This is a genomic window from Nocardiopsis listeri NBRC 13360 (assembly GCF_001570765.1).
In the GTDB taxonomy this organism is placed as follows: domain Bacteria; phylum Actinomycetota; class Actinomycetes; order Streptosporangiales; family Streptosporangiaceae; genus Nocardiopsis; species Nocardiopsis listeri.
In genome coordinates, this window is sequence record NZ_BCSH01000081.1 from 1 (window position 1) to 20,325 (window position 20,325).

Consider the following 20,325-nt stretch of genomic DNA (forward strand, 5'->3'; position numbering starts at 1 on the left):
TTTCGAGTGTAGGGACGTCGGGGACAGACGTCAACTCAGAACCCGGATCCGGTGCCGTTACGGCGATCCGGGCCTCGATCGCCCCGGTTCGGGCGGCTTCTCAAGGCCCCTGACGTACGCGGTCCTCACACCAGGCCCACGCGTCACATCGGCTGTTGTCAGACATGGGCTTCTTGCCCTCTTTGAGCCGCGGCCAAACCCGGGCTTTCCCGGAACGCGCGAGGGGCCGCCCTCCTCGCGAAGAACGGCCCCTCTACGGGCTGCTCGACGTCAGCCGCGAAGCACGACGCCGCCGACGTTGCGCTTGCCCTTGCGCAGGACGACGAAGCGGTCCTGGAGCACGTCCTCGGCTGTCAGCCTGGCCTCGACGTCGGTGACCTTCACGTTGTTCACGTAAGCGCCACCCTCCTGGATCGCACGTCGGGCCGCGGACTTGCTCGGGGTCAGCCCGCTCTGCGCGAACAGGTCGGTGACGAGCAGGTCGGTGACCGAGCCCTCCACCTCCGCCTTGGGTACCTCCGACAGCGCGGACTCCAGGGTGCGCGCGTCCAGCTCGGAGAGGTCCGCGCGGCCGAAGAGGGCGAGGCTGGCCTCCTTGACCTTGCGGGTCTCCTCCTCGCCGTGGACCAGCGTGGTGAGCTGCTCGGCGAGGGTGCGCTGGGCGGCACGTGCCTGGGGACGCTCCTGCGTCTGGCGCTCCAGGTCGGCGATCTCCTCCTGGGACAGGAAGGTGAACACCTTGAGGTAGCGGGCGACGTCGCGGTCGTCGGCGTTGAACCAGAACTGGTAGAAGGCGTACGGGGAGGTGAGTTCGGGGTCGAGCCAGATGGTGCCGGACTCGGTCTTGCCGAACTTGGTGCCGTCGGCCTTGGTCAGCAGATTCGTGGTGAGTCCATGCGCGGACCCGTGCGGTTCGTTGCCCTCGATCCGACGGACCAGGTCCAGGCCGGCCGTGATGTTGCCCCACTGGTCGGAACCACCGGTCTGCAGGACGCAGCCGTAGCGGCGGTAGAGCTGCACGTAGTCGTAGGACTGGAGCAACACGTAGCTGAACTCGGTGTAGCTCATGCCCTCACCGTCGAGGCGGCTCTTGACCGTCTCTCGGGCCAGCATCTGGTTGACGCTGAAGTGCTTGCCGACGTCGCGGAGCAACTCGATGGCGTTGATCTGGCGGAGCCAGTCGCCGTTGTCGGCCAGGATCGCGTCGGTGGGACCGGCCTGCTCCCCTTCCGGGGTGAAGCGCAGGAAGGCCGACAGTTGACCGGTGAGGTTACCGACCCACTCCCGAACCGTCTCCACCGAGTTCATCTGCCGCTCGGCGTTGGGCTTGGGGTCACCGATGAGGCCGGTCCCACCGCCGACCAGGGCGATGGGACGGTGACCGGCCTGCTGGAAGCGGGCCAGGGTGAGCGCCTGGGTGAGGTGGCCGACGTGCAGGCTTCCCGCGGTCGGGTCGAAGCCGCAATAGAGGGTGATCGGACCATCGGCCAGCGCCTTGCGAAGTGCGTCAAGGTCGGTCGTCTGCGCGATGAGCCCGCGCCACTGGAGTTCGTCGATGATGTCGATCACTGTGTAGCTCTCTGTCGGATAGGCGGGCCCACGGCCCGATCTGCCCACCAGTCTAGGTCGGCCCACCGGGTGCCTCACCCGATTTTCCGGCGTGGGTCACGCCGGCGGGCCGTGTCCCCCGCCCCATCGCGTCTCGCCCGAAACCCGCTCGGGGCACCCCTTGACCATCACGGCTAACCCTATTAGCTTCTAGGTTAAAGGCAATAGCCGACGCGAGGGAGAATCGACCATGCACCATCTGGAACGCCCCGAGGGACGCATCGCCTACGACCTCTACGGTGGGGAGGGGAACAACGACGGGGCCCTCGTGGTCTGTGTTCCCGGCATGTTCGACCACCGGGCGTCCTTCCGCTTCGTCGGCCGGGCCCTGGCCGCCGCCGGGTACCGGGTCGCCGTCATGGACCTGCGCGGCCACGGGGACAGCGACACCACCTTCACCGCTCACGACAGCCGCGCCGCCTCGACCGACGCGATCGCCTTGGCCGAGGAACTGGGCGGGGAACGGGTGGTCATGGTCGGTAACTCCATGGGCGCCGCCGCGGCGACCATCGCCGCCATCGACCGGCCGGACCTGGTCGCCGGTATCGCCCTCCTCGGCCCGTTCCTGCGACAACCGGCTCTCGACCCCGCGACCCGCGCCATGATGCGGATCCTGCTCACCCGACCGTGGGCACCCCGCGCTCTCACCTTCTGGTACGACCGGCTGCACGTCGGACGCACCCCACAGGACCACGCCGACCAAAAGGAACGGGTCCTGCGGATGCTGCGGCCCAAGGAGCGGTTCCGGGCGATCACGGCGACCATCAACGCGCGCAACGAGACGATCGACACGACGGAAGGGATGACGGCCGATGCGGTCGTCATCATGGGCGAGCGGGACCCCGACTGGAAGGATCCGCGAGCCGAGGCCCGATGGGTGTCCTCCGTGGTGGGCGGCCGGTCGGTGATGGTGCCCGACTGCGGTCACTACGCCCAATCACAGCGGCCCGACGTGGTCGCCCCGGTCCTTGTGGACCTGATCGAGAAGGTGACCGCCGATGCCTAGGGCCGGGCTGACCCCGGAGGTGGTCGTCACCGAGGCGTCCCGGCTGTGCGACGAACAGGGGTACGAGGCGCTCTCTCTGGCCGCGGTGGCCAAGCGCCTGGGCGTGGCCACTCCCAGTCTCTACAAACACGTCCCGGGGTTGGACGAACTGCGCCGCCGGGTGGCGTTGGCCGCCGTGTCCGACCTGTCCGAACGGCTGCGCACGGCCGCGGTCGGTCTCTCGCGTGGCGCGGCCGTGCGCGCGCTCTTCGCGGCGTTCCGGACCTACGCGCACGAGCATCCCGGGCGATACACCGCGTTGCAGCGGGAGGCCCCACCACCGAAGGAGGCCGAGACCTATGCGGCGTTCGCCCGCCCGGTCGAGGTCATCGCCTCGGTCCTGCGGGGGTTCGACATCCCCGATGACCGCTTGGTGCATGTCATCCGAGCTCTGCGCAGTGCCCTGCACGGGTTCATCGACCTGGAGACGCACGGCGGATTCCAGATGCCGGAGAACCTCGACGAGAGTTACACGTTGCTGGTGGACGGTTTCGTTCGGATCCTCGAACAGTGGCCCGAGACTCGGGGGACCTGATGTTCGCCGGACATTTCGGGGTGTCGGGGTTCGTGAGGGCGTGACGGACTCCGTGTGAGGAACCTCGGCGGTTGCGTGCGTTGCGTGGGGCCACAGCGCCGGTGTGGCACCCCTTCTGATGGGGTCGTCGGCCTTCGACCTCCTCGCTCGGGTCCGTCTTCGAGTTCTTCGGGTCTCCTCGATGGTCCAAGCTTGGAGTGGTCGTGACCTTCTCCCCGCCGGTCGGGGCGCACAGATGTTGGAGTCTCCCGCATGTCGAAGCAGTCCTCCCCCAGGGGTCGAAAGCCGAAGTCCAAACTGGCGGCCCTCGTCAGCACGCTGGTCGGCGTGGTCGTGGTCGTCGTCATCGTGTTGCAGCAGTCGGGGGTGATCGACCTCGGAACCGAAGGGTCCTCCAGCGAGCCGCAGGGCGCCCCCGGCGACGCCTCGGCCTCCGATGTCGACCAGGCCCGTGAGCGTGTCGAGGAGATCCGTGTCGAGGAGGAGAACGACCCGGGCGGCTACGACCGCTCGCTGTTCCCTCACTGGAGCGAAGAGGATGGCTGTTCGACGCGCGAGACCGTGCTGAAGCGCGACGGCGAGGGCGTGGAGATCGACGAGGACTGCCGCTCGACCTCCGGCAGTTGGTACAGCGCCTATGACGGCGAGACGTTCGACGACGCGCAGGATCTCGACATCGACCACATGGTCGCTTTGAAGGAGGCGTGGCGGTCGGGCGCCCACGAGTGGTCGACCGAGGACCGCGGACGGTTCGCCAACGATCTGGACACCACCCAGTTGTGGGCCGTGAGCGCCTCGACCAACCGTTCCAAGGGCGACGCCGACCCGTCGGACTGGCTGCCGCCGCTGGAGTCCTCGCACTGCGACTACGTGGTCTCGTGGATCGAGGTCAAGCACGAGTGGGATCTGAGCATGGACCCGGAGGAGGAGACCGCGGTGCGCGAGGTGTTGGAGGGCTGCTAGCCGCTCAGGCGGGATTCTCCTCGACCACTCCCCTGGCGGTGGCGAGGAGTTCCTCTCGGCCCAGGAGCCCCGAGGTGTCGCGGACCTCCACCGCGACGCCTTCGCCCGGGGTCCAGAAGGCCTCCCGGTCACCGTGCAGGGCGGGGGCACCGTCGTCCCTGGTCAGGTCGGTGAGTTCCCAGGTTTCGGGGTCGCGTTCGTGGTAGCGGGTGAGGAAGGACCGGACCGCGTCCAGATCGACGAACTCGTCGCCGCGCATCACCAGGACCTGGAGCACCACCTGGAACCCGCCACCCTCCTTGGCCTGTTCCCAGGCCCGTGAGGTGAAGGCGACGTCCTCCCATTCGTAGGTGAAGTCGGCGGCCGAGGTCTGTGCCCCGACCTGTTCGGGCAGGTGTGTGACGGTGAATCCGTCCAAGGGTCCTCCTCGGGTTCCTGCGGCCGGCGCGGCCGCGGTGAGCACGAGCGCGAGTACGACGGCCAGGGCCGCCGGGGCCCACCTGGTCAGGGACATTGCGCCTCCACCGGTGGCCACGGGACCGTCCCGCGCCACCCTTTCCATCGTCGGCGCGGCGGCGGCCCGGTACCAGAGTGTCCTCGAACCTGTGGATAACTCCGGTCCGACACACCCTAGGTCCGGGTGGGACGGTGCCCGGCCAGGTGCGAGTCGTAGAGGAACTCGGCGATCGCCAGCGAGGAGGTCGCCGCAGGTGAGGGCGCGTTGCGCACGCACACCACCCGCCCGTGCGTGTCCACGTGGAAGTCGTCCAGCAGGGATCCGTCGCGTCCGAGTGCCTGGGCGCGCACCCCCGCGAGGGCTGGACGCAGGTCGGCGGTGGTGATCTCGGGCAGCAGTCGACGCGCCTGTGCCGCGAACACCGAACGGGACGCGGAAACGACCGTCTCCCGTGCGCCCACCGTCCAGTGTCGGCGGGCCAGACGCCAAAAACCGGGCCAGGTCAGGGTCCGACCGAGTTCGCGTGGGCGCAGGTCCCGGGCGCGGTATCCCTCCAGGGCGGTGGCCAGGATCGCGTTCGGGCCGGCCATGACCTCACCGTGGACGTGGCGTGTCAGGTGCACCCCGAGGAAGGGGTGGCGGGGGTCGGGCACCGGGTAGATCAGGCCCCGGACCAGGTCGCGGCGCTCGGGGACGATCTCGTGGTAGTGCCCGCGGAAGGGGACCACGCGGGGATCGGGGTCGGCACCGGCCATGCGTGCGAGTCGATCGCTCTGTAGGCCACCGCAGAGCACGGCCTGATCGAAGCGGTGTACGACCCGATCGCCCTTGGGGTCTCCGGTGAGGACCTCGGCACCGTCGGAGTCCTGACGCAGGTCCAGGACGGGGGTGTTGAGCAGGACTCGGCCTCCGCCTCGACGTACGTCGTCGGCGAGCTGTTCGGCCACGGCGACGAAGTCCGTGATGGCGGTGGTGGGCGAGTGGAGTCCGGTCAGGCCCACGGCGTGGGGTTCGACGTCGCGGATACCGTCGGGGCCCAGGCGGGTGATGCCGGGTACGCCGTTCTCGCGAGCCGTGCGTTCGATGTCGTCGAGGCGGTCCTCGTCCGCCGTGTCGACGGCGACCAGGAGCTTGCCCGCCTCGCGGTAGGGCAGGTCGTGCTCGGCACAGTACTCGCGGAGCATGCCGACGCCACGACGGCAGAGGGTGGCCTTCAGGGAGCCGGGCCGGTAGTAGAGCCCGGCGTGCACGACACCGCTGTTGTGCCCGGTCTGGTGAGCGGCGACCCGGTCCTCCTTCTCCAGGACGGTGACACGGGTGCCCGGACGCTGGAGGGTGACGTGGCGGGCCAGGGCCAGGCCGACGATCCCCGCTCCGATGATGCCGATGTGTTCGGTGCTGCGCATGGGCGCACGCTAGCAACACTCGGAATACCAGGTCCTGTTGGGTGAACCACGGGGGCGCCCGAATACGTGCCGAAGCGCCGGAGGAGACCCGGAACAAACACTGTCAGAGGGAACGCAGCCCGACGAGAACGGCGTGCAGGATGTCCTGACGTTCCAGCGGTCGCGAGGGACCACAGCGTTGGAGGGCCCCTTCGGCGATCATCGCGGCGACCATGCCGCGGACCTGGCCGACCGGTAGGCGGATCTCGGCCGCGATCTCGGCGACGGTGCGGGCGTGCAGGGCATGGGCGAGGATGGCCTCACGTTCGGGTCTGAGCCATTCCGCCGGGCCCGGGGTTCTGGCTGCCACGACCAGGGAGAGCAGGTCGAGGTCGACCGGTCCGCTTGCACGCCCGGGCACGATGTCCGGTTCCGCCGTGCCCGCGTCGATTGCGTAGGGGCGCAGGAACCGTTCGTTCTCCACGGCCTCTTCGGTGGCTCGGCCCTTGAAGGCGCCGGTTCGGTCGAAGGTGTCTCGTTCCGGACGGCGGGCGTGCCGGCCCTCAGCGTTCACGGTGTCCTCCTGGTGGCGTCCGGGTCGGGAGCGGCGCGATCCCGTGGGGGCCCGACGGACCGAGGTGGGTTTGCGGGCCCGAGGCTCCCACGGTCCACTGCGGCCCGGAGCTGCCGACCCCGTTCTGGACGGAGTGGCCGTTGACGGCACCGGAGACGGTGAGCGGGTTGTCGACCGGTTCGAGCAGGCCGTCGGGGATCAGGGCGGTGGCTCGGGTTCCCCCATAGGGCGAGGGATGGAGCCAGACCCTGACGCCGTGGCGTTCGGCGAGGCGGGCCACCACGAACAGACCCAGGCGCGGGTCGTCGGGCAACGCCATCACGTCGAACTCCGGGGGTTGGGTGAGGGTTCGCTCGGCGGCCGCGTACCCCTGTTCGGACATGCCCAGGCCTCGGTCCTCGATCTCCACCAGCAACCCTTCGGTCGCCGGGGCACAGCCGACGTCCACCGGTGTGCCCGCCGGGGAGAACTGGGCGGCGTTCTCGACGAGTTCGGCGAGCAGGTGGACGATGTCGGCGACGGCCTGTCCGTGCATCAGCACACGGGGCGCGGAGGTGAGTCGGACCCGTTCGAAGTCCTCGGTCTCGGCGATGGCCGCGCGCAGCACGTCCACCAGGGGGCGGGGCTGGCGCCAGCGCCGGGCGGATTGGCCGCCGCCGAGGATGATGAGGTTGTCGGCGTAGCGACGCGCCCGTGTGACCAAGTGGTCCAGGCGGAAGAGTCGGCGCAGGGCCTGGGGGTCCTGTTCCTTGTACTCGATCTCGTCGAGCAGGCGCAGTTGGCGTTGGACGAGGGTCTGGTTGCGAAAGGCGATGCCGAGGAAGGCGCGATTGGCGCCGCGACGGATCTCCGCTTGGCGGACCGCGGCCTCCACCGCGGTGATCTGGGCGCTGTCGAAGGCCTCGGCGACCTGACCGATCTCGTCGTCGCCCTGTTCGTCCAGAGGCGGCAGTTCGTCGATGACGTCGACCTTGTGGCCCTGTTGGGCGCGCTCGACGATGTCGGGAAGGTCCGCGTCCCGTTCCATGATCTGCTCACGCAGCGCGGAGAGGCGTTCGCTGAGGCGGCGGGAGGAGCGGCCGACCAGCGCGATGGCGGTCACACCACCGAGGAGGAGGATGGCGGCTCCGGCCGAATGTATCCAGATCTCCAGGACGGCGGCGTTCCAGGCCAGGTCGACGGTGCGCGCGGTCTGGGAGCGGGTCGACTCGCCCAGGGCCTCGAGGGAGACGGGAGAGGCGGCGTCCCACTCGGCGGCGCCCACCTCCACGGCGGAGTTCCACTCGCTCAGCGGTCCCCCGTCGACCCCGTCGACGCCTTCGGCGACCGGGGGGCGGGTGACCACTCGTCGGCTGAGCCTTTCGGTCTCGGTCCAGGCGGCGTCTTCGGTGATGGTCTCGTGGTCGGTGCCCTCCAGTGTGGCCCGGTAGGAGGCGGTGAGGTAGGTGAAGTGGGCCGTCTCCTCGTAGCTCATCCGGCCTGCCGCGATGACCCCGGCCAGGAGCGCGTCGGCGGTCGCGTAGTCCTCGTAGGCGTTGAGGAGTTCGCGGGTGAGGACGGCGTCGCCCAGGTTCTCCCCTACCCCGGTGGAGTGGACCAGTGCGACGGAGGTGGCCTGGAGGGATTCGATGAGGTCGCCGTATCCGGCCAGGACCGTCGGGCGATCTCCGGACCGGTCGTCGATCGAAGCGCGCAACGCGGTGAGGTCCTCGGTGGCCCCGGCGACCTCGGCTGCGCCGCGACGTACCTCCTGGTCCCGGTCCTTGAAACCCGCGGCCAGATCGATCGCGCTCGCCAAGGCCTCGTCGGTGCGGTCGCGCTGCCCTTCGAGCTCCTGCTGGGCGGTGGATGTCTCTCCCGCTTCCTGGGCGCCAAGGTGCACGACCGACAGACGGCGTTCGGCGCGCAGCTCCTCGGCCGCATCGGACAGGGTCCGGGTGCCCTGGCGCGTCTGGCCGATGTCGCCCACGAGTTGGGCGGACTGGACCGTGCCGACTGCGGCGATGATCAACCAGAGCGCGAGGAAACACAGACTCGGGATCAGGACGATGCGGGTGAGTTGTCCGCGGATCGTCCTGGTGGACGCGTGGTTTCTGCGCATGGCCCCTCCAGCCCGTACGGGTGCCGAGGCTTTCCCTGGAGTGGTGCCCCGGCGGCTTTCGGTCCTGCCGAGGCTATCGAAAAATCATTGCCGTACGTTGTCGAATAATCACAAACAGTTATCCGCACAGGCGCGAAAACCGGGCCGAAACGTGTTAGGTGGACCGGAACCCCCGAATGAACACCCAGGTCACAGCGGATGAGAACAGAACAGGACCGCCCGGTTTCCCGGACGGTCCTGTTCTGAAACCCTCAAGCCATGGGCGTGTCGCGCCCTCAGTCGTCGGGACGGTGACGCGAACCCACCGGTGCGGGCAGCTCCTCGGCGGTCGGCGGCTGCTCCACCCCCAGGGAGTTGAGCACCTCCGCGTAACGCAGGGCGGCGATCTTGCCGAGCAGGCTGTCGGATCCCATCGCCGCACTCGGTCTGGCGCCGAAGCGCTCCGCGAGGTCCGCCAGGCGCTCGGCCGGGAATTCCGGCCCCAGGGCACTGGGCGCGATGACCGGGCGGCGGCTGCCACCCTGGCGCATCTGGTCCATGACCTGTTCGAGCGAGGCCTCGTCCTCCAGGTCGGCGGGCAGGACGGTCAGGCCCAGACGGGCGGCGAGCAGGACCGCGGTCACACCGGCGGCGCCCACCGCACCCTCACCACCGACGGCACCGACGACGACGCCGTCGGCCATCGTGGTGTCGCGTGCGGTGACGCTGATGAGTCGCATCCGGTCGGCGCGGACGAATCCGGCCTCGGCCAGGCGAAGGTGGAGGACCTCGGCGAGCATCGGATGCGGTCCTAGCCCCTCGGTCACCCGGACGTTGGCGTCGACCTCGGAGACCGCGGCCTCGATCGCGTTGTTGGTGGCCGTGTGCGGGGCGGTGACCAGCGGGACCACCACGCCGGCCAGCGGACGGTCATCGCCGTCGTCCAGCTCGGAGAGGGCCTCGGTCAGGGTCTGATCATCGCCCTCGATGTGTCCGTAGCGGATGGTGACCTCGGGGCGGTAGGCCCGAACGAGGTCGGCCATCCGGGCGCCGATCGACTCGCCGTCGGCTCCCCGAGCCTGTTCGGCCGTGCCCGGCACCGCCATGATCAGAGCCGGGGTTCCGAACCAGTTGTCGAAGGACAACGGGTTGCGGTGACGTCCAGAGCGCCGCTTGGGCAGTTCACGTGGGGGAAGTCGGTCAGAGTTTCGCATACCAGGATTCAGACGAGAGGGCGGATGGGTGCGCATGAACAAATCAGGGGTCGCTGCGGCGACATTGTAGCGTTCAACACCACATTCAGGGGTGTATGTCCTGAACGTATACCGGTTCGGCCCCCTCTCGTTGCTCGGGGGCGCCCCCGTCATCCGCTCAAGGCGGGCCTGCGGCCATCGATGACGTGGGTCACCAAACGAACGAGGACGTCCTTCGCCGATCCTCGTTCGCGCGCGTCCGCCATCAGCACAGGTACATGCGCCGAGATGTCCAGGGCCTCCCGTACCTCATCGGTCTCGTATGCGGTGGCGCCGTCGAAGCGGTTGACCGCCACCACGAAGGGGACCTGACGACGTTCGAAGAAGTCGACGGCGTGGAAGCAGGTGTCGAGTCTGCGGGTGTCGGCCAGGACCACCGCGCCCAACGCGCCCTCGGCGAGTTCGTCCCACATGAACCAGAAGCGGTCCTGGCCGGGGGTGCCGAAGAGGTAGAGAACGATGTCCTGGTTGATGGTGATACGGCCGAAGTCGAGGGCGACCGTGGTGGTGGACTTGGCTTCCACCCCCGACAGGTCGTCGACGCCGTAACCCGCCTCGGTCATCACCTCCTCGGTGCTGAGCGGGGTGATCTCACTGACCGCGCCCACCAGGGTGGTCTTTCCGGCGCCGAACCCTCCGGCGACGATGATCTTGACTGCCTGCGGGATCGCCTCTTGGGCGCCCGTCCGGTTCTCAGAGTCTACGGATGCCATCGAGTACCGCCTGAAGCACTTTCTTCTCGGGGAGCTGGGTCATGGGCGCGGCCGCCCGAGTCCGGACGTCGCCTTGGGCGATCAGGTCGCCCAGCAGGATCCTGACGACGGTCAGGGGGATGTCCAGGCGCGCGGAGATCTCCGCGACCGAGATGGGGCGACGGCAGAGGTCGAGGATCTCCTGTCGTTCGGGGTCCTGGGGGCGTCCTTCGTGATCGCCCATCGCCATCACGATGGTGATCATGTCCAGCCGTCCGCCCGCGGTGGGCGGACGGGTGCGGCCCTTGGTGATGGTGTAGGGACGCACCAACGGACCGGTGGGCGCGTCGCCGGTGCGCACACCCGGGGCGGGACCTTCGGAGGTCGGATGGCCTCTCCCCCAATGCCGTGTGCGGTCCCGTCCGTGGAACGGCTCCCGCCCCCGCGCCCCTCGCCGGTCGTACGCGGCACTCATGATCCGACACCTCCCGTGGGAGTGAGCCGGCCGGGGCGGCGGGGCGCGGCGGTGAGGAACTGGCCCACCCGCTTGACCCGCAGGTTCATCTCGTAGGCGACCAGTCCGACGTCGGCGTCCTCGGAGGCCAATACCGCCAGGCAGGCGCCTTCGCCCGCGGCGGTCACGAACAGGTAGGAGTGTTCCATCTCCACCACCGTCTGTCGGACGTCACCGCCTCCGAAGTGCCGTCCGGTGCCCCGTGCCAGGCTTTGGAAGGCCGAGGCCAGGGCCGACAGGTGTTCGGCGTCCTCGGCTCCAAGACCCCGGGACCGGCCGAGCAGCAGCCCGTCGGCCGATAGCACGATCGCGTGACCGGCGCCGACGACGCGGTCGACCAGATCGTCGAGAAGCCAGTCCAGGTTGTCCGCGGCCTTGCTCTTGCCCACCATCTCAGTCGTTCTCTCCCCTGTGGTCGTCGGCAGCTGCACCGACCTGGTCTTCACTTCCGTGTCCGAGCCCGTCGGTACCGATCTCCTCGGCCCGACCGCGCCGGGTTCCGGCGCTGAAGGCGTTCATCATGCGGCGTGCTTGGTCCGGGCTGCGTTGTGCCACCGGTGCGGACTCGGTGGGTTCGCTGTCCCGGAGGCGGGGCGCCAGGCTGGCCTGTTTACGGCGTCGGGGCAGTCCCTCCCGGCCAGGGCCCGCGCCGACCCGCGCGGGTTCGTTCTCGGGTTCGACCCGCGACACACGATCGTCGGTGCCGCGCCCTCTCCCCCGGCGAGGCAGCGGCGGGGGCGTGGTGGTGGTCCCGGAATCGATGTCGGCCCGAGGTTCGTTCGTGCTCTGTGGGTCGGGCACAGGGCGCAGGATCGGGCGTCCGGGCCTGGTCCCCGCTTCCGCGGCGAGCAGGTCGGTGGCGTCGGCTCGCGCATCGAGTCCCTCCGATCCGTTCGAGCCGGACCGGCCCAGGGTGGTGATCCCGACCAGGTCGTGCGAGGGTCCGGAGGCCACCAGGTCGTTGGGGACCAGTACGACGGCCCTGGTCCCTCCGTAGGGCGAGGGGCGCAACTGCACCCCGATGTGGTGTTTGCGCGCCAGGCGGGCCACCACGAACAGTCCCAGGCGTCCGTCGGTCCCGGGGGTCATCATGTCGAACTCGTGACCGTCGGTGAGGGTCCGCTGGGCCTCGCGCTGTACTTCCTCGGTCATGCCCAGGCCGCGGTCCTCGATCTCGATCGCCACGCCCTTGGGGACGGTGCCGGTGTCGATGGTGACGTCGGTGTGCGGCGGGGAGTAGGCGGTGGCGTTCTCCACCAGTTCGGCGAGCAGGTGGATGACGTCGGCGACGACGGATCCCACCAGGGACAGGTCGGGTACGGAGGTGAGTTCGACGCGGGCGTACTCGTCGGTCTCGGAGATGGCACCGCGCAGGATGTCGACCAGGGGCACGGGATGGCGCCAGCGTCGACCCGGTCGTCCCCCGCCCAGGATGATGAGGTTCTCGGCGTGCCGACGGCCGCGGGTGGCCAGGTGATCGAGTTGGAAGAGGCTTTCGAGCAGGTCGGGGTCCTCCTCCTCGCGTTCGACCCGGTCCAGGAGCTGGAGTTGGCGTTGGACCAGCGACTGGTTGCGGTGGGCGATGCCGAGGAAGACCCGGTTGGCCCCGGCGCGGATGTCGGCCTGTTTGACGGCCGCGGCCACGGCGGTGCGTTGGGCGGTGTTGAACGCGTCGGCGACCTGGCCGACCTCGTCGGTGCCGTGGTCGAGCTGTTTCATCTCGGTGTCCAGGTCCACCGACTCCCCGGCCTCCAGACGGCGCACGATCCTGGGCAGGTCGGTGCGAGCCATGGCCAGGGACTGGGCACGCAGGGTGGCCAGTCGGTGGGTGAGCCGACCGGCCGAGCGGGAGGCGACACCGTAGGCGACGGTGCCGGCGAACAGCGAGATGATGCCGCCGCCCACGGCCAGGGTGAACATCCAGGAACTGGACGACTCGGTGGCCTCGACCACGGCGGCCGAGTGGTCCGCGACCGTGGCGGTCAGGACCCCTTCGGTCCGGTCGGCCGCCTCGCGCCAGTCGCCGAGGCCACCGGGGACGGAACGGTCACTCGTCTGTTCGCCGGTGAGGGGGTCGATGCCGACCGTGGCCTCGTGGTGGGCCAGGGTGTCGGTGATCTCCGTCGCCCGTGCCCAGTGTTCGGAGTCCAGGAGCCCGGCGATGTCGACGGAGGCCTCGCCCTCGGACGTGGCCAGGGATTCCAGGCGACCGGAGACCTCCCCGTTCAGGGAGGCGAGGTCGGCGCGGCGTCGCGGATCCAGTTCGCCTTCGGCCAACGCGCCGCTGACGACGGCGTCGGCGTGGGCGAAGCCCTCCTGGGCCCAGAGCAGGTCACCGGTGGTTGCGGCTTCGAGCGCGGCGGGACCGTCGTCGAACCCTCGGACGGTGTGTTCGTAGAGGCGCACTCCCAGCCGCGCGGCCTCCGTGTAGACCCCCATGGTCTCCGTGGCCTCCCCCGGTTCGACGAGGTCGGCGGCGCGCCTGGCCTCGACCGCGGAGAGGGCTTCTCGAAAGGCGCTCGCGCGCGGGTCCGGGTCCTCGGGATCGACCGCGAGGGTGTCCCAGACCTCGCGGACCCCTTCCAGCGCGGTATCGGTCTCGCCCGCCGCCGTGGCCCACTCGCCACGACGCTCCGCGTCGGGGGCGGCCAGGTACTCGGCGCTCACTCGTCGTTCGTGTTGGAGCGCGGTGAGCGCGGCGGTGAGTTCGGCCGCGGCCCGACCGTCGGTGACCGAGGAACGCAGGGAGACCGCCTGCGCGAGGGTGGCCGAGCTGAGCACGACGAACAGCACGAGGAAGGTGATGCCGGGAATCAACACGATGCGGTTGAGCTGTGTTCTGATCCCGGACCCCGGGCCTGCGGACTGTCCCACTGCGCTCCTCCCCCGGCCATGGCCGCGGGCACCGAACGACGCCTGCCGAAGTGGCTGTCCCCACGCGAGCGATGACGGCTCGTACAGAGGGGAACACGTGTGGTGCCCGCAGTGTCAGGACGCTATCGCACAGCCCCCGGCGCTGTACGGGGAATTCCACATCGGTCGTGGAAACCGCGTCACCTCGGGTGATGCGGACGCGCTACCGCTGAGCGCCTCCGCTAGCGCTTCGGCGTGTTCGGACGCCGGGAAATCAGGAACCTTCGGCACCTACGGTGTGATGGCTCGTACCCCACAACCACACCTACGGCACCTCCCCGAGCCTTCGAAGAACAGGGCCTGACGACGCCCGAACCACAACCCCCTACCGCCGAGCACCACCGCTAACGCTTCGGCATGTTCGGACACCGGGTCACCGAACAGCGTCTACGCGCTGAAGCCCTTGCGGTGCTCCTCGACGGCGGAGCGCAGCCGCTCCAGTTGTTCGGCGACCCGGACCGGAGCGGTACCGCCCTTGCCCGCGCGGGAGGCGAGGGAACCGGGGACGGTGAGGACCTCGCGGACGGCCGGGGTGAGGTGCCCGGAGATCGCGGCGAGGTCCGCGTCGGTCAGGTCGGGCAGGTCGATGCCGCGTTCCTCGCACACGCGCACGCAACCGCCGGCGATCTCGTGGGCGTCCCGGAAGGGCACCCCTTCACGGACCAGCCACTCGGCGATGTCGGTGGCCAGGGAGAAGCCCTGCGGGGCGAGCTCGGCCATCCGTTCGGTGTGGAAGGTCAGGGTGGCGACCATGCCGGTCATGGCGGGCAGTAGCAGGTGGAGGCTGTCCACGGCGTCGAAGACGGGTTCCTTGTCCTCCTGTAGGTCCCGGTTGTAGGCCAACGGCAGACCCTTGAGGGTGGTGAGCAGGCCGGTGAGGTCGCCGACCAGGCGACCGGCCTTGCCTCGGGCCAGTTCGGCCACGTCGGGGTTCTTCTTCTGCGGCATGATCGACGAACCGGTGGAGAAGGCGTCGTCGAGCGTGACGAAGGAGAACTCCTTGGTCGCCCAGAGGATGATCTCCTCGGACAACCGGGACAGGTCCACACCGATCATCGCGGTGACGAACGCGAACTCGGCGACGACGTCGCGCGAGGCGGTGCCGTCGATGGAGTTCTCCACCGAGTCGGGGAATCCGAGTTCGGTGGCGACCTCCTCCGGGTCCAGCCCGAGGGAGGAACCGGCCAGGGCACCGGATCCATAGGCGGAGACGGCGGCGCGGCGGTCCCAGTCCCGAAGCCGTTCGACGTCGCGGATCAGCGGCCAGGCGTGGGCCATCAGCTGGTGGCCGAGCAGGATCGGCTGGGCGTGCTGCAGGTGTGTACGGCCGGGCATGGCGGCGTCGGGGTGGGCCCCGGCCTGGTCGGCGAGGGCGCGCACCAGGTCGAGCAGCCCATCGGTGATGGCGCGGGCCTCCTCGCGCAGGTACATGCGGACCAGGGTGGCGATCTGGTCGTTGCGGGAGCGTCCCGCGCGCAGCCGACCGCCGAGTTCGGCGCCGACCCGCTCGATGAAGCCGCGTTCGAGCGCAGTGTGCACGTCCTCGTCCGCCAGGACGGGGGTGAACTCGCCCGAGGCCACGTCGACCTCCAACCGGTCGAGTCCCTCGATCATGCGATCGAGTTCGTCGGCGTCGAGCAGTCCGGCCCGGTGCAGGGCACGGGCGTGGGCGCGCGAACCCGCGATGTCGTGACGGGCCAGCCGCCAGTCGAAGTGGGTGCTCAGCGACAGACGGGCCAGGGCCTGGTCCGGTCCGCCCTCGAAGCGGCCGCCCCACAGGCGCAGGGCCTCGGGCTGGTCGGCCATGGTGTTCTCCTTGAGTGTTCGGTCGGTGTGGACGGTGCGGGTGCCGTCAGGGTCTGCGGTCGGCCAGTCGGAGGAGGGCGGCGGCCAGGTCCTCCCCGCCTTGGGGGTCGCGGGAGATCACCAGGATGGTGTCGTCGCCGGCGATGGTGCCCAGGATGGCGTGGAAGTCGGTGTGGTCGATGGCCGACGCCAGGAACTGCGCGGCCCCGGGCGGGGTGCGCACGATGACCATGTTGGCGGAGGCCTCCGCGGAGACGAGGAGGTCCTCGGCGAGTCGGTTCAGGCGTGCGCCGGAGACCTGTTCCAGGTCGAGGCTGTCGGGACGGGTGCGTTGCAGGCGCTCGCCGCCCTCTCCCGGCAGGACGTAGGCCAGGTTGCCGTCGGCGGTGCGAAGTTTGACCGCGCCGAGTTCGTCCAGGTCCCGGGAGAGGGTGGCCTGGGTGACCTGCACACCGCCCTCGGACAGGCGTTTGGCCAGCTCGCCCTGGGAACGGACGTCCTCGCGGGTGAGGACGTCCGTGATTCTCGCGTGTCTGGCCGCCTTGGTCATGGGGGCGGTGGTGCCGCCGTCGTTGTTCGTCATCCCCGGGTCGGCAGCTTGTCGTTCTCGTCCAGGAGGAAGGCCAGGAGGGCCTTTTGGGCGTGGCGGCGGTTCTCCGCCTCGTCCCAGACCACGCTCCGGGGGCCGTCGATGACCCCGGCGGTGATCTCCTTGCCGCGGTAGGCGGGCAGGCAGTGCAGCACGATCGACTCGGGGTGGGTGGCCTCCATGAGCGCCTCGTCGACGATGTAGGGGCGGAAGGGCGCCTCGCGGGACTCCTCCTCCCCTTCCTGGCCCATGGAGACCCAGGTGTCGGTGGCGACCACGTCCGCGTTGTCGGCGGCCGCGCGGGCGTCGGTGGTGACGGTGATCGAACCGCCGGTGGCGGCGGCGAGCTCTCGGGCACGGGTGAGGACCACCGGGTCGGGGTGGAAGCCCTCCGGCGCTCCGATCCGTACGTGCATGCCGGCTGTGGCGCAACCCACCAGGTAGGAGTGGGACATGTTGTTGGCGCCGTCTCCCAGATAGGCGAGGGTGAGGCCGGCCAGGGCGCCCTTGTGCTCCCGGATCGTTTGCAGGTCGGCGAGGATCTGGCAGGGGTGGAACTCGTCGGTGAGGGAGTTGACCACCGGCACGCTGATGTGGCGGGCCAGGTTCTCCAGGTCGGCCTGGGCGAAGGTGCGCCAGACGACGGCGGCGACCTGGCGTTCCAGGACCCTCGCGGTGTCCTCCAGGGGTTCACCGCGTCCCATCTGGGTGCTGCCGGAGTCCAGCACGAGCGGGCTGCCGCCCAGGTCGGCCACGCCCACCGAGAAGGACAGGCGGGTCCGGGTGGAGGGCTTGTCGAAGATGAGGGCGACGGTGCGCGGGCCGGACAGGGGCCGGTGGCCGAAACGGTCCCTCTTCATCTCGTCGGCCAGGTCCAGGACCTGAGCCTGTTCCTGAGGGCTGAGGTCGTCGTCGCGCAGGAAGTGACGGGTCATGGCTGCGGCTCCTTCGTCGCGGCGGCCTCTGCGGCGTCCAGGATGGTCGGCAGGGCCTCGATGAACACCCCGATCTCCTCGGGTGTGATGACCAGGGGCGGGGCGATACGGATGGTGTCGGGGGCCACCGCGTTGATCAGGAACCCGCGGACCGCGGCCTGTTCCTGGACGTGGGCGGCGTGCGGGCCGGTGAGTGCGAGGGCGCGCCACAGGCCACTGCCGCGCTGGCCCGCCAGCAGGGGATGGTCGATGCCTTCGAGGTGTTCGGCGAACACCCCGCCCATCACCTGGACATGCTCCAGCAGGTTCTCTTCCTCGATGGTGTCGATGACCGCGAGCGCCGCGGCGCAGGCCACCGGGTTACCGCCGAAGGTGGAGCCGTGGTCGCCCTTGTGGAAGGCGTCGCCGAAGCGGCCGAAGCCGATGGTGGCGCCGATCGGCAGGCCACCGCCCAGGCCCTTGGCGAGGGTGAGCACGTCGGGACGCACGTCCTCGGCCTGGTGGGCGAACCACGCGCCGGTGCGGCCGATGCCGCTCTGGATCTCGTCGAGGACGAAGGCGGCTCCGGTGCGGTCGCACAGGGCGCGTACTCCGGCGAGGTAGCCCTCCGGCGCGGGGACGACCCCGGCCTCACCCTGGGTGGGTTCGAGGAACACTGCGATGCAGTGCTCGTCGACGGCCTCGCCGAGCGCGTCCAGGTCACCGTGCGGGACGAAGCGCACGTCCATGCCGAAGGGACCGAAGGGTTCACGGATGGCGTCCTTGCCGGTGAGTGCGAGCGCGCCGGAACTACGACCGTGGAAACCCTTGTCGATGGCGACGAAGTAGTGGCGGGCGGGGCCGGCCGCACGCTTGACCAGCTTCAGTGCGGCCTCGTTGGCCTCGGTGCCGGAGTTGGCGAGGAAGACCTTGGCGTCCCCGCCGACCAGGTCGATGAGACGTTCGGCGAGTTGGACCTCGCGCTCGTGCACGAACAGGTTGCTGGTGTGGGCGAGGGTGGCCGCCTGACGGGCGACCGCCTGGACCAGGGCGGGGTGTCCGTGTCCCAGGGCGGAAACGGCGATGCCCGCGATGAGGTCGAGGTACTGGCGTCCGTCGGCGTCGTAGACCTCGCAGCCGCGCCCGAGGGTGAGGGCGATCGGTGGGACCCCGTAGTTGGGCATGAGCGAGGCTTCGAAGCGCTCCCTCAGTTCGCTGCTGGTCACTTTGTCTCTCCCGGGTTCGTACCGTCGGTGTGGGTGGGGCGCCAGGGGCGCGGGTAGTGGCCGTTGCCGCCGAGCAGTTCGGCTTCGAGTACTTCGTCGGCGACCATGGTGCCCACGCCCCGGTCGGTGAAGACCTCCAGGAGCAGGGAGTGCGGGACCCGACCGTCGATGATGTGGGCTTGGGGAACGCCGCCCTCGACCGCGTTCAGGCACGCCTCCATCTTGGGGAGCATGCCGGAGGACAAGGAGGGCAGCACGGCGCGCAGCTCGTCCACGTTCAGTCGGCTGATGAGGTCGGTGTTGGCCGGATAGTCGGCGAACAGACCCTCGACGTCGGTGAGCATGATGAGCTTGCTGGCGCCGAGCGCGACCGCGAGGGCGGAGGCGGCGGTGTCGGCGTTGATGTTGTAGACGCCGCCGTCGTCGGCGCGGGCGACGCTGGAGACGACGGGGACGCGACCGTCCGCGATCAGGGCGGAGATCGCTCCGGGGTCGACCCCCTGGACCTCGCCGACACGGCCGATGTCGACCGTCTCTCCGTCGACCTCCACGTTCTTGCGTTCGGCGTACAGGAGGTTGGCGTCCTCACCGGACATGCCTACGGCGAAGGGGCCGTGCTGGTTGATCAGGCCGACGATCTCTCGGTTGACCTGGCCGGTGAGCACCATACGGACGATGTCCATGGCCTCGTCGGTGGTGACGCGCAGGCCGGCGGTGAAGGTGGACTCCACCCCGGAGCGTTCGAGCATGGCGCTGATCTGGGGGCCGCCGCCGTGGACGACGACGGGACGCAGTCCGGCGTAGTGCAGGAAGACGATGGATTCGGCGAAGCGGACTCGCAACTCCTCGCTGATCATGGCGTTGCCGCCGTACTTGACCACGACGGTGCGTCCGTGGAAGCGCGAGAGCCAGGGCAGCGCCTCGATGAGGTTGGCCGCCTTGTCCAGGGCCCGGGCCTGGTCCTGTGCGGTGCGGGAGTTCATGCGGTGACCTGCTTGTCTTCGGTTGTGGGGGGATCGGCGTCGAGCTGGGCGGCGAGTTCGGCGCACACCCGGGCCAAGAGGTCCCGGACGACGTTCTCGTCGGCGGGGCCCTCGGTGGCTCCGCCGGCCATGAACAGCACCATGTCGTTGGTTCCGGTCAGCGGCGCGAAGGTCTCGGCGACGGCTTCCTCGACCATGTCCTGACACTGCCGGTGGTCCAGGTCGGCGTCGGTGGTGAGGACGCACAGGACCGATCCCAGGGAGGGGTCGGGGCCCTTGGCCATACCACCGACGGTGATCCCCCCTTCGCGCCGGAAGGCGATCTTGGCGACGGTGTCGTTGGTGCGGATGGCGTCGGAGGCGGCCAGGCCCCCGCCTCTTCCGGCCTCGGCTACGGCCTTGGTCAGACCTTCCTCCAGGGTGTCCAGGGGTGGTCTGGTCCCTACCGGGCCGGCCGCGCCCAGCACGATCTCGGCGGCGGAGTCGGCGAGCAGTTCGGCGGCGCGTTCTGCTTGGGAGTGGGCGTCCTGGAAACCGAGCGGTCCGGTGCCGGCGTTGGCGCAGCCGGAGTTGAGGACCACGGCGCGCACACGTCCGCCCGCGACGACCTGGCGGGACCACAGGGTCGGCGGGGCCGGGTCCGGGTGGTCGCCGAAGACCGCTCCGGCGGCCCGGGAGGGCCCGTCGTTGATCACGATGGCGACGTCACGGCGGTTGTTGGCGGAGACGCCGGCGTGGACGCCCGCCGCGCGGAAGCCCTGGGGTGCGGTGACACTCATGGGGTGTCT

The 20,325-nt window shown here is 69.7% G+C and carries 19 protein-coding genes; 3 read left to right on the plus strand and 16 right to left on the minus strand.

The features are described 5' to 3' along the window. Nucleotides 1-270: 270 nt before the first annotated feature. Complete coding sequence (tyrS, locus tag NLI01S_RS21615) at nt 271-1,569, minus strand: tyrosine--tRNA ligase (RefSeq protein ID WP_067607552.1); 1,299 nt, start codon at nt 1,567-1,569, stop codon at nt 271-273. A gap of 229 nt (nt 1,570-1,798) precedes the next feature. On the opposite strand from tyrS, the gene NLI01S_RS21620 reads away from it, so the two are divergent. The 3 genes from NLI01S_RS21620 (at nt 1,799) to NLI01S_RS21630 (ending at nt 4,151) form a co-directional block, all read left to right on the plus strand. After that, entirely contained in the window at nt 1,799-2,614 is an 816-nt protein-coding gene (locus tag NLI01S_RS21620; RefSeq protein WP_067607555.1) for an alpha/beta fold hydrolase, read from the plus strand. After that, nucleotides 2,607-3,188 carry a TetR/AcrR family transcriptional regulator gene (locus NLI01S_RS21625; protein WP_067607558.1) on the plus strand — a complete coding sequence of 194 codons (582 nt, stop codon included), beginning with the start codon at nt 2,607-2,609 and terminating at the stop codon, nt 3,186-3,188. The genes NLI01S_RS21620 and NLI01S_RS21625 overlap by 8 nt, the downstream gene beginning before the upstream one ends. A gap of 252 nt (nt 3,189-3,440) precedes the next feature. After that, nucleotides 3,441-4,151 carry an HNH endonuclease family protein gene (locus NLI01S_RS21630; RefSeq protein ID WP_067607561.1) on the plus strand — a complete coding sequence of 237 codons (711 nt, stop codon included), beginning with the start codon at nt 3,441-3,443 and terminating at the stop codon, nt 4,149-4,151. 4 nt (nt 4,152-4,155) lie between these two features. Here the strand turns inward: NLI01S_RS21630 and NLI01S_RS21635 are convergent, their stop codons facing one another. The 15 genes from NLI01S_RS21635 to NLI01S_RS21705 all read right to left on the minus strand — a co-directional run bounded on the left by NLI01S_RS21635 (nt 4,156) and on the right by NLI01S_RS21705 (nt 20,316). After that, nucleotides 4,156-4,665: a hypothetical protein gene (locus tag NLI01S_RS21635; protein ID WP_084392790.1), complete on the minus strand. Its 510-nt coding sequence runs from the start codon at nt 4,663-4,665 to the stop codon at nt 4,156-4,158. 116 nt (nt 4,666-4,781) lie between these two features. Then, nucleotides 4,782-6,014 (minus strand): L-2-hydroxyglutarate oxidase, encoded by a 1,233-nt coding sequence (gene lhgO / locus NLI01S_RS21640; protein WP_067607564.1) that lies wholly within the window; start codon nt 6,012-6,014, stop codon nt 4,782-4,784. Between the two features lie 103 nt (nt 6,015-6,117). Beyond that, complete coding sequence (locus NLI01S_RS21645; protein WP_067607568.1) at nt 6,118-6,567, minus strand: DUF742 domain-containing protein; 450 nt, start codon at nt 6,565-6,567, stop codon at nt 6,118-6,120. Next, the gene (locus NLI01S_RS21650; RefSeq protein WP_067607571.1) at nt 6,557-8,668 is read right to left on the minus strand and encodes a sensor histidine kinase; all 2,112 of its coding nucleotides are present in this window, start codon (nt 8,666-8,668) and stop codon (nt 6,557-6,559) included. Before NLI01S_RS21650 ends, NLI01S_RS21645 begins: the two co-directional genes overlap by 11 nt. 275 nt (nt 8,669-8,943) lie before the next feature. Next, nucleotides 8,944-9,861, minus strand: a complete 918-nt coding sequence (locus NLI01S_RS21655) for a sirohydrochlorin chelatase (protein ID WP_067607574.1) — start codon at nt 9,859-9,861, stop codon at nt 8,944-8,946. Between the two features lie 149 nt (nt 9,862-10,010). Beyond that, entirely contained in the window at nt 10,011-10,613 is a 603-nt protein-coding gene (locus NLI01S_RS21660) for a GTP-binding protein (protein ID WP_067607577.1), read from the minus strand. Then, nucleotides 10,594-10,953 (minus strand): DUF742 domain-containing protein, encoded by a 360-nt coding sequence (locus NLI01S_RS21665; RefSeq protein WP_371850628.1) that lies wholly within the window; start codon nt 10,951-10,953, stop codon nt 10,594-10,596. The genes NLI01S_RS21660 and NLI01S_RS21665 overlap by 20 nt, the downstream gene beginning before the upstream one ends. Before the next feature lie 110 nt (nt 10,954-11,063). Continuing rightward, on the minus strand, nt 11,064-11,498 hold the full coding sequence (locus NLI01S_RS21670; RefSeq protein ID WP_067607584.1) for a roadblock/LC7 domain-containing protein: 435 nt from the start codon (nt 11,496-11,498) through the stop codon (nt 11,064-11,066). Between the two features lies 1 nt (nt 11,499). Further along, entirely contained in the window at nt 11,500-13,980 is a 2,481-nt protein-coding gene (locus NLI01S_RS21675; RefSeq protein WP_067607588.1) for a sensor histidine kinase, read from the minus strand. A gap of 426 nt (nt 13,981-14,406) precedes the next feature. Next, the gene (gene argH / locus NLI01S_RS21680) at nt 14,407-15,825 is read right to left on the minus strand and encodes an argininosuccinate lyase (protein ID WP_067607591.1); all 1,419 of its coding nucleotides are present in this window, start codon (nt 15,823-15,825) and stop codon (nt 14,407-14,409) included. A 46-nt stretch (nt 15,826-15,871) separates the two neighbouring features. Next, nucleotides 15,872-16,408, minus strand: a complete 537-nt coding sequence (locus tag NLI01S_RS21685; protein WP_067607594.1) for an arginine repressor — start codon at nt 16,406-16,408, stop codon at nt 15,872-15,874. After that, the gene (gene argF, locus NLI01S_RS21690; RefSeq protein WP_067607597.1) at nt 16,405-17,349 is read right to left on the minus strand and encodes an ornithine carbamoyltransferase; all 945 of its coding nucleotides are present in this window, start codon (nt 17,347-17,349) and stop codon (nt 16,405-16,407) included. Before argF ends, NLI01S_RS21685 begins: the two co-directional genes overlap by 4 nt. Beyond that, nucleotides 17,346-18,554, minus strand: a complete 1,209-nt coding sequence (locus NLI01S_RS21695; RefSeq protein ID WP_067607600.1) for an acetylornithine transaminase — start codon at nt 18,552-18,554, stop codon at nt 17,346-17,348. Before NLI01S_RS21695 ends, argF begins: the two co-directional genes overlap by 4 nt. Then, complete coding sequence (argB, locus tag NLI01S_RS21700; RefSeq protein ID WP_067607605.1) at nt 18,551-19,537, minus strand: acetylglutamate kinase; 987 nt, start codon at nt 19,535-19,537, stop codon at nt 18,551-18,553. The genes NLI01S_RS21695 and argB overlap by 4 nt, the downstream gene beginning before the upstream one ends. Continuing rightward, a complete protein-coding gene (locus NLI01S_RS21705) occupies nt 19,534-20,316 on the minus strand; it encodes a bifunctional ornithine acetyltransferase/N-acetylglutamate synthase (protein ID WP_067607608.1) in 783 nt (260 codons plus the stop codon). Before NLI01S_RS21705 ends, argB begins: the two co-directional genes overlap by 4 nt. Between the last annotated feature and the right edge of the window lie 9 nt (nt 20,317-20,325).